The sequence below is a fragment of the Marinobacter sp. P4B1 genome, from assembly GCF_001447135.1.
Classification (GTDB): Bacteria; Pseudomonadota; Gammaproteobacteria; order Pseudomonadales; family Oleiphilaceae; genus Marinobacter; species Marinobacter vinifirmus.
Genome location: NZ_LLXM01000002.1, coordinates 107,983 through 119,480 on the forward strand (window position 1 = coordinate 107,983; position 11,498 = coordinate 119,480).

11 protein-coding genes are annotated in these 11,498 nt (G+C 62.0%); 3 read left to right on the plus strand and 8 right to left on the minus strand.

Going from position 1 to position 11,498, the window contains the following annotated elements:
- The first annotated feature begins 43 nt into the window (after window positions 1-43).
- Window positions 44-703 (plus strand): GntR family transcriptional regulator, encoded by a 660-nt coding sequence (locus AQ621_RS01350; protein WP_058339947.1) that lies wholly within the window; start codon window positions 44-46, stop codon window positions 701-703.
- On the opposite strand, the gene AQ621_RS01355 is transcribed toward AQ621_RS01350, so the two are convergent.
- Window positions 697-2,937, minus strand: a complete 2,241-nt coding sequence (locus AQ621_RS01355; protein ID WP_058339948.1) for a patatin-like phospholipase family protein — start codon at window positions 2,935-2,937, stop codon at window positions 697-699. The two genes, AQ621_RS01350 and AQ621_RS01355, sit on opposite strands and share 7 nt — an antisense overlap.
- Window positions 2,918-3,529: a hypothetical protein gene (locus AQ621_RS01360; RefSeq protein WP_058339949.1), complete on the minus strand. Its 612-nt coding sequence runs from the start codon at window positions 3,527-3,529 to the stop codon at window positions 2,918-2,920. The genes AQ621_RS01355 and AQ621_RS01360 overlap by 20 nt, the downstream gene beginning before the upstream one ends.
- A 225-nt stretch (window positions 3,530-3,754) precedes the next feature.
- On the opposite strand from AQ621_RS01360, the gene AQ621_RS01365 reads away from it, so the two are divergent.
- Window positions 3,755-4,120, plus strand: a complete 366-nt coding sequence (locus AQ621_RS01365) for a hypothetical protein (RefSeq protein ID WP_058339950.1) — start codon at window positions 3,755-3,757, stop codon at window positions 4,118-4,120.
- 12 nt (window positions 4,121-4,132) lie between these two features.
- Here AQ621_RS01365 and AQ621_RS01370 read toward each other — a convergent pair whose 3' ends face one another.
- Window positions 4,133-6,895 (minus strand): ATP-binding protein, encoded by a 2,763-nt coding sequence (locus AQ621_RS01370; protein WP_058339951.1) that lies wholly within the window; start codon window positions 6,893-6,895, stop codon window positions 4,133-4,135.
- Window positions 6,896-6,988: 93 nt separating this feature from the next.
- On the opposite strand from AQ621_RS01370, the gene AQ621_RS01375 reads away from it, so the two are divergent.
- Complete coding sequence (locus AQ621_RS01375; RefSeq protein WP_022987559.1) at window positions 6,989-7,222, plus strand: DUF2789 domain-containing protein; 234 nt, start codon at window positions 6,989-6,991, stop codon at window positions 7,220-7,222.
- Window positions 7,223-7,231: 9 nt separating this feature from the next.
- On the opposite strand, the gene xerC is transcribed toward AQ621_RS01375, so the two are convergent.
- The 5 genes from xerC to lptM are packed head-to-tail and all read right to left on the minus strand — an operon-like array spanning window position 7,232 to window position 11,352.
- Window positions 7,232-8,197, minus strand: a complete 966-nt coding sequence (gene xerC / locus AQ621_RS01380; RefSeq protein WP_173637023.1) for a tyrosine recombinase XerC — start codon at window positions 8,195-8,197, stop codon at window positions 7,232-7,234.
- A 2-nt stretch (window positions 8,198-8,199) separates the two neighbouring features.
- Complete coding sequence (locus AQ621_RS01385; protein WP_058339952.1) at window positions 8,200-8,952, minus strand: DUF484 family protein; 753 nt, start codon at window positions 8,950-8,952, stop codon at window positions 8,200-8,202.
- 17 nt (window positions 8,953-8,969) lie between these two features.
- The gene (gene dapF, locus AQ621_RS01390; RefSeq protein WP_058340016.1) at window positions 8,970-9,884 is read right to left on the minus strand and encodes a diaminopimelate epimerase; all 915 of its coding nucleotides are present in this window, start codon (window positions 9,882-9,884) and stop codon (window positions 8,970-8,972) included.
- Window positions 9,885-9,898: 14 nt separating this feature from the next.
- On the minus strand, window positions 9,899-11,149 hold the full coding sequence (lysA, locus tag AQ621_RS01395) for a diaminopimelate decarboxylase (protein ID WP_058339953.1): 1,251 nt from the start codon (window positions 11,147-11,149) through the stop codon (window positions 9,899-9,901).
- 38 nt (window positions 11,150-11,187) lie between these two features.
- Window positions 11,188-11,352, minus strand: coding sequence for an LPS translocon maturation chaperone LptM (gene lptM / locus AQ621_RS01400; RefSeq protein ID WP_145840232.1), 165 nt, complete (start codon window positions 11,350-11,352; stop codon window positions 11,188-11,190).
- Window positions 11,353-11,498: the final 146 nt, after the last annotated feature.

Here is an 11,498-nt window from a genome sequence, read left to right on the forward strand (position 1 = left end):
AATATGACCGCCCGAAAACCGGCAAGACAACAACCGATACTCCATGACCGCATTCAAACCCCGTGAGACCCTGACCGAGCAGGTCGCCCGCCACATTGAAAACCTGATTGCCTTTGGCCAGCTCCGTTCCGGCGAGCGCATCTACGAAAGCGCCATGGCCAAGGAAATGGACGTAAGCCACGGCTCCATCCGCGAAGGCCTGCTGCTTCTGGAAAAACGCCACCTGGTCAGGAACGTACCCCGCAAAGGCGCCTTCGTAACCCCGCTGGACGAGCACTTCGTCAGAAGCCTGTACGAAACCCTGGAGCTGTACCTGACCCACACCGGCCGCAAACTGGTACGGCAGTGGCAGCCCGAAGACATGGCCCGGCTGGAATCACTGCACAGCCAGATGCAGGCTTGCTACCAGAACAACGACCTGATGGCGTTCCTGGAGCTGGGCATCGAGTACACCAAGGCCTCGCTGGCCTACGCAGACAACTACTTTATTGTCTCTGCCATTGAAGACCTGTGGCCATCGGCCAAGCGCTGCGCGTTTGTAGCCTTCCGCCAGGGCGGGAAGCAGGTTCTGGAAGACAACCTGAAGCATATGGAAGAATCGATCCAGGCCATTCGTGACCGGGACGAAGAGGCCCTGGCTTCGCTGCTGCACAGCTACGCACAACAGCAAAGCGACCAGGTACTGGCGGCGCTGGATCAGTAGAACAGCTGGGTAAACGAGAAGCCGATGTTCAAGTAGGCGGTCCAGTCATCTTCATTATTATAGGCGCCGGCCAGCTGCACCGGGCCCAGGAAGGTATTCACCCCGGCAAACAGGCTCCAGGATCGTACCAGGCCAGACCAGCGGGCATCGTCCATGGTGTCCCAGGCGTTACCGGTTTCAAAGCCCACGCCGGCGAACCAAGGCATCACCGGCCCGCCGAATTCCCGCCGGGCATAGGCCGACAATAGTGCCGCATCGTTACCGGTGATTTCACCCGGCGCATAGGCCGACAGCTGCCGGAAGCCACCCAGGCGGGCCGCATTCTCGATACCCGGCTCACCACTGACCACCTGCCGGGTGTACGCCAGGCCGGTGAGGTTGAACCGGCCCCAGGTGCCGGTGCCCAGGAGCATGCCGGTCACCGAATCGAACTCCCGGTCAGAACCCAGCCCGTCTCGCTCAAAACGGCCCCGGATACCAGCAAAGGCACCGGATTTCGGGTAAAAGGTATCGCTCAGGGAGTCGTGAACCAACTGCACACTGGCGTAGCCCTGATGAACATGGCTGGAAGGTGCCACCGACGCACCCAACTCATCATCCACTGACGCCAGCCCGCGCACGTAGCCCAGGCGCACCTCACCGTTGCGGCCCAGCTCCATACCTACTGCCAGGTCTATCTGGCGGAAGCCTACATCAATCTCGGCAATCCGCTCGCCATCCTGGTACACGCTGTAATCATCCTGGCGGTATTCCACGCCCAGCACCGCGAACCGGTCATAGCCGTAATCCAGCGGCTGGTACCACTGGGTGCGCACCCAGGGCTGGGTCCCCAGCTGCAGGGCAGTCTGCCACTCGGCCCCCAGCTGGTTCAGTTCGGTCATACGCAGGCCCGCGGCCAGGTTAAAACGGGTGTCGCCGTCAAAGTTGTCTTCGTAGTTCAGGCCAAACGACAGGTAGTTCGGCCCCCAGCTTTTCTCCCGGGCCCGCACCATCAGCACCGGTCCCTCTTCAGACGGGCGCATCGACCAGGACACTGTCTCGTAATAGCCGAGGCCGTAGATGCGTTTCAGGTCATCTTCCAGCTGTTCGACATCCAGTGGCTCACCGGCTTGCTGGTGAATCCGCTCGCGCAGGAATTCACTGGCCAGGCGGTCACCCTGTGTGAACTCGATCCGGGCGATCGGCCCCGGCTGCCACATGCCGCCTTCGACCGAATCCCGCCAGGCCTGCCAGGCCGGGCCGGAAACCGCCAGCCGGTTCAGCGCCACCGCATGTTCGCGGGCAGCGGTCGCGCCCAGCTCGAACAGTACCGGGCCGTCAAAAAAGTCGGCAGAGGAGTGCCCTTCCAGGTCCGGCCGGATGAGTATGTCGCTGTCGGTCAGCCGGGCCAGCTGATCGTCGGTATTACGGCGGGTCATCATGGTGGTCAGCTGGCCAACCACCGAAAAGGCTTCCTGCATTTCCTCGTTGGTCAGCAGCGGGTCGGTGATATCCACGGCAATGATGATATCGGCGCCCATGTCCCGGGCCACGCTAACCGGCAGGTTGTTGGCTACACCACCGTCTACCAGCAGCCGGCCGCTCCGTTCTACCGGCGCGTAGACTCCCGGTATGCTCATACTGGCCCGGATGGCTTCCGCCAGGTCGCCACTGCCGATCACCACTTCCACCCCGGTTTCCAGGTCGGTGGCCACCGCCCGGAACGGGATCGAAAGCTCATCGAAATCCTCCACCAGCGCGGCATTGCGGGTGAGTTCGCTCAGGATAAAGCCCAGATTCTGGCCGGTCACCAGGCCGCCACCCAGCCGGATACCGTCCATGCTCACCCCCAGGCCGGGGGCCAGCGGCAAACGCCAGTCATCCTGCTTGCGCCGGACCGGCTTGTAGGCCCGGCCGGGGTCGTCCCGGAAACTGGATAGCCAGTCCAGCTCGATAAACCGGCGTTCTATTTCCTCCACCGGCATGCCGGAGGCATACAGGGCCGCCACGGCGGAGCCGGCGCTGGTGCCCACCACCAGGTCTACCGGCACCTTCATTTCTTCCAGCGCACGCAACACTCCCACATGGGCCATGCCCTTGGCGCCGCCGCCACTGAGCACAAGGCCCACCTTGGGGCGAACCTCGGGCCGCGACTGGCCCCAAGCTGGCGCTGCCAGCATGGCCAGCAGCGTCAGCGCAATGGCGAACAGCTTCGGGGGGCTCAAGATCGGGCGATCAGTGCTTTTTCTTGTCATCGTCGGCCAGGGAAAGGTGGGAGATATCCGGCACAACCGGCGGCGGAACCACCCGGTCTACGCCAAGGTCGGTACCGGGTGGCGCCAGGGTCCAGTCGTCCAGGTGCTCAAACATGGGGGCTTCCGCTTCCCGGTGCTCCACCAGCGTGACTCCGGGCGGGTCCAGGCTCAGGCCGGAACCGGCCAGGATGTCATCCACTTTTTCACCGGCAACGGGCAGTCGGTCACCGGGTTCCGGTTCCGGCGCTTTACCGGTTCGGGCGGGAGCATCCTGCGCGGCACCGGTAGCTGCCGGCGCCGGGCTGGCGGGGCGTTCCGGTGCCGACGGTGCCGGTTCCTGCCGGGGCTGCGGCCTGGATGGCGCTGCACCGGCCATCGGTTGCACATAGGCCACCATGCCATGCTTTTTCAGAACCGCCTGGTATTTTTCGGCCTGTACCTGCTCAAGCTTGTTGCGGATAACCACCGGCTGACCACTGAACATGCGGTCGAGCTGCTCGACACTGGCCTTGAACAGGGCCTTTGCGTTATTGCGAACCGCAGCAGGGTCGGTGCCCGGCACGCACTCCCCTTTGAACACAAGCTGGAACATAGTTTTGCCTCGTTATTTTTCGCAGACCAATGCGCCAATGATAGCTGAAAACCATCGCCGGAACAGACCAGCCCGGTGAGCCCCGGCAAATGCCTGCAGATTGCAAACAATTGAAAAATCCGGTGGGTACCTGAGGAAAATTGCCAAATCCTCTGCAACAATCTAACTTAATAATCTGTTACATTGCGTTACACGGATTTAAGGCGCGACCCAAGGAGAATAACCATGCGTGCCCTGTTGCCATCCCTTGCTTCCGCCGCGGTCATCGCACTGACGGCACCCGCAGCTCAGGCAGAAAACCTGGATGTTCTGATGAGCGGCGTTTTCGCGGACAACGAAGCCACCTACATCGGCTTTGAAAGCATCGAGCGGGAAGACATTCCTGAACTTGCGGCAGTGGATCGCAAATACCTGGTGGTGGACTTCCGCTTCACCGGCCAGGAGCCGGCCAGCGAACAGCTTCAGGCCAGCGTACACAAAGTCTGCATGACCCTGCTTAAAGACCGCGACCTGATCCGCTCATTGTCGGATTCCGGTTACGACATGGTGTCGGTTGCCTTCGACCGCCAGTCCCAGTTCGACTGCCTGTAAGCCAGAGCCGCCTCAGCTCTGGCCCAGCAGGCGCGGGAAGGCTTCCAGCGCGGTGTTAACGGCATCCAGGTTGAAGGCTTCCACATCCGACAGCAACTTCTCACCGTACTGGGTCACCGACGGCGACCGATAGCGCTGCCCCCACTCGACGACTCTCAGGGCAAAGTCTTTCATCTGTTCCGGGTCGCCACTCTCGCGAACATCTTGCCATTCGTTGCCGAAGTCTTCCGCCAGTTTTTCCCGCAACCAGCCCCGCTCCTGCATGCTCATGGTCTGGGCCAGTAACCGCTCCGATTCTTTCGGCGTACCGTCGTCTTCCACCTGTTCAACGGTAGCCTCCACCCGGGGCAATACCACCGAGAAGGTCGACCCCACGTCCGACTCACTCTCCACCGTCAGCTCGCCGCCCATCATCTCAACCAGTTTACGGCTGATTGCCAGGCCCAGCCCGGTGCCACCGTAACGCCGGGAGCTCTGGCCTTCCTGCTGTTCAAAGGCATCAAAAATGCGCTCCTGCTGGTCTGGTGCAATGCCAATGCCGGTATCCGCCACCGTCACCACCAGCCGGTAATACCGGGTTTCGGAGTCTTCCCCGCCCGGTTCGTCAAGCTCGCTGGCCACGGCCCGAACGGTGACCCCACCCTCGTGGGTGAACTTGATGGCGTTACCCACCAGGTTGAACAGCACCTGCCGCAGCCGGGTTTCATCCAGCATCATGGCCGCCGGCATTTTCTTGCCAACGCTCACTTCCAGGGTAATGCCCTGCTCGGTGGCGCGCAGATCGAAGATGTGGCGGACATCACTCAACAGCCGGCGTACCGACACGGGGCCAAAGTCCAGGCGCATCTTGCCGGCTTCAATCCGGGACAGATCCAGGATGTCGTTAATCAGCATCAGCAGGCTGCGGCTGCCGGCACGAATGGCGTTGAGGTAGTTACGTTGCTGGGGGTCGGTAACCGAGTTATACAGCAGGTCACTGTAGCCGATTACCGCGTTCATCGGTGTCCGGATTTCATGGGACATATTAGCCAGGAATTCGCTTTTGGAGCGGCTTGCGGCTTCGGCCTGCCGCGCCAGCCGCTCCGCCTCCAACTTGGCTGCCCGCAGCTCGTCTTCACTGCGCCTCAGGGCATTCTCGGACCGGATCCGCTCGTCGACTTCCAGCGACAGCTTTCGGTTCCAGTACAGGAAGATCAGCACCACCACGATGGCGATCAGGATAATCCGGCGCACCACGGTGTAGTCGGCTTCCTGCTCGATATCCAGGTGAATCCAGCGGTTGTACACCGCCTCGGTTTCCGATGCCGGCAAACCACTCAGGGCCTTGTTCAGTATCCGGTGCAGCTGCTGGGCCGACTGTCCCACGGCTAACCGCAGGTCATACTGGTACGGGGTGATGCTGGTAATACGCAGATTGGTCAGCCCCAACCGGGCGACGGTGTAACTGACCGCCGGGATGTGGGTCACCATCACGTCCAGGTCGCCGTTAGACAGCGCCAGCAAGCCTTCTTCCACAGTTTGCTGAGGATAAATATCCAGGTTCGGATGATTGATCAACAGGTAATCATGGCTGGCCTGGCGATTGACCACCCCCACCCGCTCGTCACGCAACTCCCGCAAATCCCCGATAAACCGCCCGGTGTCCCGAATCGCCAGGGCAATGGGCACGTTCACATAGGCCCGGGTAAACAGGAAATCCTGCTCGGTACGGGGTGTTCGGGACATGCCCGGCAGGATATCCACTTCACCGGATTTCAGCTGTTCTTCCGAGGCACTGCGGCTATCCACCGGGACATATTCGAAGCGGATGTCCAGATCCTGTTCCAGGCGCTTGAGCAGGTCGACCACCAGCCCGGCGGGCCGGCCGTCCTGCTGGAATTCGAAGGGCGGCCAGTCTGACCGGACGCCCACCTTCAGCCCGGGATTGGCTTTCAGCCAGGCCCGCTCGGAGCTGCTCAGGGACTGGTTACCGGCGTCCATCTCCGGTGCGCTGGCCTGCAGCCAGGACTGCCGGATGCTGCGATGTTCCTGGTGGCCGAGGGCGGTAATGGCGCGGTCGAACACCCGGAACAGGTTGGCTTCTTCGATGGGCACCTGCAACACGACATCCACCTCCCGGTGGTCGAGCAGCAAGGACAGGCCAACGCCGTTGATCATTGCCGATTCCAGGTAGTCAGACACCACCGGTACCGGCCCCAGAAACGCATCCGCCTTGCCCGACAACAGCAGGCTGACAGCTTCGCCAAGATTGGCCGCCGGCACCGGGGTAAAGTTGTTCACCGGGTCCAGCAGCGGGTACTGGTTGGGGTCGTCACCGACAATGGCCACCCGGCTGCCTTCAAGGTCTGACGGGCCGCGGATTGCCGCCGCTCCGGCGTTCACAAAGACCCCATAGGTGAGCGACATCAGCGGCGCCGTATGGCGCACGCCCGGAATCACCGGGGCATCGGGAATGCGGGTCGTCAGGATGATATCCGGCTCGGGCTGGTTACCGGAGCCATCCAGGAGTTCCGGCTCTACCAGCACCCCCAGCTTGTTTTCAATCCGCTGCAGGTAATCGATCCAGATACCCGCCAGGGGGCCATCGCCGGTATCGAACACCAGGGGTACCTGGCTGTGGCGGATGCCCACCCGGAAGCTGTCCTGCTGCTCCAGCCACTCCAGGTCTTCCACGCCCAGCACCGGGTCCGGCGCAGCCAGTGGCGGATCTGCCAGCGCGGCCCCTTGAAATACCAGAAACAGCAGGCAGAACAATAACTGTGAAACAGACTTCACTGGATATCCTCGGCGGGTCCACTACATTTCAGGAAACCATACCCGTAAACGGGGTACATTGCATTTTGCCAACCCATCACAGAGGGCACTTCCATGGACACCAGCAAACATAGCCTGAGCACCCTGTTCGAACAACTTGGCATGCCGGCAGACAAAGCCAGCATCGAAGACTTCATTGGCCGTCACTCGCCACTGCCCTCGGAAATCGCACTGCAGGATGCCCCGTTCTGGTCCGAGGCCCAGTCCCACTTCCTGGAGGAAGGCCTGGAAGAAGACAGTGACTGGGCAGAAATCATTGACGAGCTCGATGCCATGCTGAGGCACTGACGCCCGGTTTCAACTCTCGCCGGAACCCGACCCCCCGCGCCGGCGCCTGGCCCGGGGATGGCTCTGGTCATAGACCCTGGCCAGGTGCTGAAAATCCAGGTGGGTATACACCTGGGTGGTTGCGATATCGGCATGGCCGAGCAATTCCTGCACGGCCCGCAAGTCACCACTGGATTCCAGCATGTGGCTGGCAAAGGAGTGCCGGAGCAGGTGCGGGTGCAGGCGCTGGTCGGCCCCCTGCAACACACCCCAGCGGGCCAGCCGGGCCTGGATGCTGCGCCGGCTCAGGCGGTCACCCCGCTGGCTGACAAACACTGCGGGCTCGCCTTCCGGCGCCAGGGACGACCGCATTGCCAGCCAGTTGTTCAGGGCCGTTACCGCCTTGCCGCCTACCGGCAGAATCCGCTCCTTGTTCCCCTTACCCAGCACCCTCACCTCCCGGCCTTTGAGGTCCAGGGAGAGCAGGTCAAGCCCGGCCAATTCTGCCAGCCGCAGGCCAGAGGAATACATCAGTTCGAACATGGCCAGGTCCCGGACTTCCAGCGGATCGTCCGGGTTTACTTCCAGCAACTGGTTGATCTGGTCGACATCGGCCACTTTCGGCAACCGGCGACCGGTTTTCGGAGCCCGGATATCCAGCGCCGGGTTATCCCGGGCCAGGCCTTCCCTGAGCAGATACTGGTAGAAGCGACGAATAGAAGATAGATGGCGGGCAATGCTGCGGCCGCCAAGGCCGCCTTTACTGAGGTGGGCGACATACCGGCGGACGTCGTGGCCGGACAGGTCCGCCCAGCAATCGCAACCGACTCCTGTCAGCCAGAGCGCCAGGCGCTGCAGGTCACGCTGGTAATTATCGCAGGTGCGCGCGGAGTGCCGCTTTTCTGATTGCAGGTGGCGGATAAAGCCCGACAGCGGCGCCGCCAGGGCCTCGGGCGGCGTGCCGGGGGTGTCGAGGGCGCCGGGGTCAACCTCCAAGGTCACCCCTGACCGCTTTCCACCGCCAGGTCAGACACCGATGCGCCGGAGCCATGGCGTTTGAGCATGGGCGGCAGCAGGCGGCTCAGGGTATCGCTGATATAACTCAGGAACAGCGATCCCATGCTCTGGTCAAAATAACCCGGCTCACAGCTACCCACCGCAAACACCCCGACCAGGCCTTCATGGCGCAGTGGCATCAGGGCGACCGAGGCGATCGGTTCGTCCCGGTCCGGGAACAGGAATTCCCGCTCATTCTCCCGGAACTGTCCGCACACCGCCCGCTCACCATCCAGCAGGCTACCCAGTCGTTTCTGGGCCAGGTCGGCATTGACAACATGCAGGGCACCCTGGCCGGAGCCGGGCAGTTCATCATTGCTGAACAGCAAGACGGACGCGGCATCCAGCCCGAAATCACTGCGGATACTGTCATCGATAGCCGCCGCCATGTCGTTCAGGTTTCGGGCTTCGATCACCTGCAGCAGCAGGCGTTTGCTCTTCTCGAACAGGCGGTCGTTGTGGCGGGCAATCGAGACCAGCTCGACCAGCTCCCGGCGCAGGGTATCCCGCTGCTCTCGGAACAGATGAACCTGGCGTTCCACCAGGGAAATCGCACGTCCACTGTCGTGAGGCAGGGTCAGGGTGCGCAGCAGTTCATCCTGGTCGACAAAGAAATCAGGGTTGTCGCGCAGATAATCCGCTACCTGCTCACGGGTGAGTTCTGCGACCTTCTGGCGGGCCGTTTGTTCTGTCATCGTGTTCTCCTGAGCTGTCAGGACCTTGTTTTAGGGCTGCGAGGGCCTTTGCGCCGGCGCGGCGGAGCCTCGCCCGGCAGTCGTAACTGGCCTTCAAATACTGTTGTCGCAGGGCCTTCCATCATAACAGGGGTACCCTCACCCTGCCATTCGATCACCAGGCGCCCGCCACGCAGTTCCACATCTACCCGGGCATCCAGCAAGCCACGCAACTGGCCGGCAACCACGGCGGCACAGGCACCGCTGCCGCAGGCCAGGGTTTCACCGGAGCCCCGCTCGAACACCCTAAGCCGGGCATGGCTACGATCCACAATTTGCAGGAAACCGATATTGGCCCGGGCCGGGAACCGCGGATGTTTCTCCAGCGCAGGCCCCAGGCTGGCGACCGGCGCGGTATCCACGTCGTCCACCACCAGCACACCATGGGGGTTGCCCATAGACACCGCCGACAATTCAATCTGCTGGCCGTCCACTTCCACCGTGTACACGGTTTTCTGGCGGTCGGCGGCAAAGGGAATGGCGGGCGGGTTCAGTTCCGGCACACCCATGTTCACCATCACCATGCCGTCTTTGCCAATTTTCAGTTCAATCACGCCCTTGGCGGTCTGTACCCGCACCACCCGCTTGTTGGTCAGGCGCTGATCCCGCACAAAGCGGGCAAAACAGCGGGCGCCGTTGCCACACTGTTCCACTTCCGAGCCGTCGGCATTGAAAATCCGGTAGCGGAAGTCGACATCCGGTAATCCGGGCGGCTCCACCACCAGCAGCTGGTCAAAGCCAATGCCAAAGTTACGGTCGGCCAGCTCCCGGATCATTTCCGGGCGCAGGCGAAACGGCTGGCTGATGGCATCCACCACCATGAAATCGTTGCCCAGGCCGTGCATCTTGGTGAACCTCAGCAGCGGCCCCTGATTCCGTCTTTGCTGGTTCATCTCCGGTTCCCCGCTCATTCCGGCAGACAACTTTCAGGAGCCAGCTGGTCTTCCAGGGTTTCCCGGCGCCGGACCACGTGCACCTTGTCACCATCCACCATCAGTTCCGGCGGGCGGTTTCGGGTGTTGTAGTTGGAGGCCATCACAAAGCCGTAAGCACCGGCAGAGCGCACGGCCAGAAGGTCACCGGCCTGCAGGCGCAGCTTGCGATCCTTGCCCAGGAAGTCGCCGGTTTCACACACCGGGCCCACCAGGTCCCAGGCTTGTTCTTCGCCCTCCCGGTGCGGCTGGACCGGAATGATCGCCTGCCAGGCGCTGTACAGGGCCGGGCGGATCAGGTCGTTCATGGCCGCATCGATGATGGCAAAGTTCCGGTGTTCGGTGCACTTCAGGAATTCCACCCGGGTCACCAGGATGCCGGCATTGGCGGCAATGGAACGGCCCGGTTCCAGGATCAGCTCCAGCTGACGATCGCCCATACGCTCGGCCAGGGCTTTCACATAGTCCGCCGGCTGGGGCGGCTGTTCCTGGTCATAGGTAACGCCCAGGCCACCGCCCATATCCAGGTGGCGAATGCGGATGCCCTGCTCCGCCAGCGAATCAATCAACGCCAGCACCCGGTCCAGCGCATCCAGGAACGGCGACACAGAGGTCAGCTGGGAGCCGATGTGGCAGTCCACGCCGTGAATATCCAGGTTCGGCAGGCTGGCCGCCCGGGCATAGACCTGCGGAGCTTCGGCAATATCAATGCCGAACTTGTTCTCTTTCAGGCCGGTGGAAATATAGGGATGGGTGCCGGCATCAACATCCGGGTTCACCCGCAGGGAAACCGGTGCCTTCACTCCCAGCTCGCCGGCCACCTTGTTCAGGCGGTCCAGTTCGGTGTCGGATTCCACGTTGAAACAACGAACGCCGGCTTCCAGCGCCCGCTTCATTTCCCATTCCTGCTTGCCGACACCGGAAAACACCACTTTTCCGGCCTCGCCACCGGCCTTGAGCACCCGCTCCAGCTCACCGGCCGAGACAATGTCGAAACCGGCACCAAGCCGAGCCAGCACATTGAGTACAGCCAGGTTACTGTTGGCTTTCACGGCGTAGCACACCAGGTGCGGCCGGCCAGCCAGGGCGTTGTCGTAGGCCTTGTAATGGCGCTCCAGGGTAGCCCTGGAATAGACATAGGCGGGCGTACCGAAGCGCTCGGCAATCTGTGCTACGGGGACGTCTTCGGCGTAGAGTTCGCCGTCACGGTAATTGAAATGATCCATGGTGTACCTGACTGTTCGGGCAGAATCGGGTTAAGTGGTCAGCTTTCTGGCTTGTCATCGCTTTGCTGTGTTTCAGCACTGTTTTCAACCGCCGGCACCGGCGCTTCCCGGTACAGGGGGCCTTTCTGGCCACAACCGGAAACCATCAGCGAAACCAGCACCAGGGCCGCCAGCCCCGGCCAGCGCACCTGCTTGACCTGCATACCCAATCCCCTGAGTGAATAATGGGCGAAGTATACCCGACACCCGGCCATTACGGCGAGGGAACCGGCTCCGCCCGGGGCAATCCGATAGCCGGGACGTCATCCACTTCTTTTCGGGTGAAGAGCCAGTATCATGGGAGCCATTC

Coding starts and splice junctions, on each gene's coding strand:
- AQ621_RS01350 (WP_058339947.1), top strand. CDS start 44: ATGACCGCATTCAAACCCCGTGAGACCCTGACCGAGCAGGTCGCCCGC.
- AQ621_RS01355 (WP_058339948.1), bottom strand. CDS start 2,937: ATGACAAGAAAAAGCACTGATCGCCCGATCTTGAGCCCCCCGAAGCTG.
- AQ621_RS01360 (WP_058339949.1), bottom strand. CDS start 3,529: ATGTTCCAGCTTGTGTTCAAAGGGGAGTGCGTGCCGGGCACCGACCCT.
- AQ621_RS01365 (WP_058339950.1), top strand. CDS start 3,755: ATGCGTGCCCTGTTGCCATCCCTTGCTTCCGCCGCGGTCATCGCACTG.
- AQ621_RS01375 (WP_022987559.1), top strand. CDS start 6,989: ATGGACACCAGCAAACATAGCCTGAGCACCCTGTTCGAACAACTTGGC.
- AQ621_RS01385 (WP_058339952.1), bottom strand. CDS start 8,952: ATGACAGAACAAACGGCCCGCCAGAAGGTCGCAGAACTCACCCGTGAG.
- dapF (WP_058340016.1), bottom strand. CDS start 9,884: ATGAACCAGCAAAGACGGAATCAGGGGCCGCTGCTGAGGTTCACCAAG.
- lysA (WP_058339953.1), bottom strand. CDS start 11,149: ATGGATCATTTCAATTACCGTGACGGCGAACTCTACGCCGAAGACGTC.
- lptM (WP_145840232.1), bottom strand. CDS start 11,352: ATGCAGGTCAAGCAGGTGCGCTGGCCGGGGCTGGCGGCCCTGGTGCTG.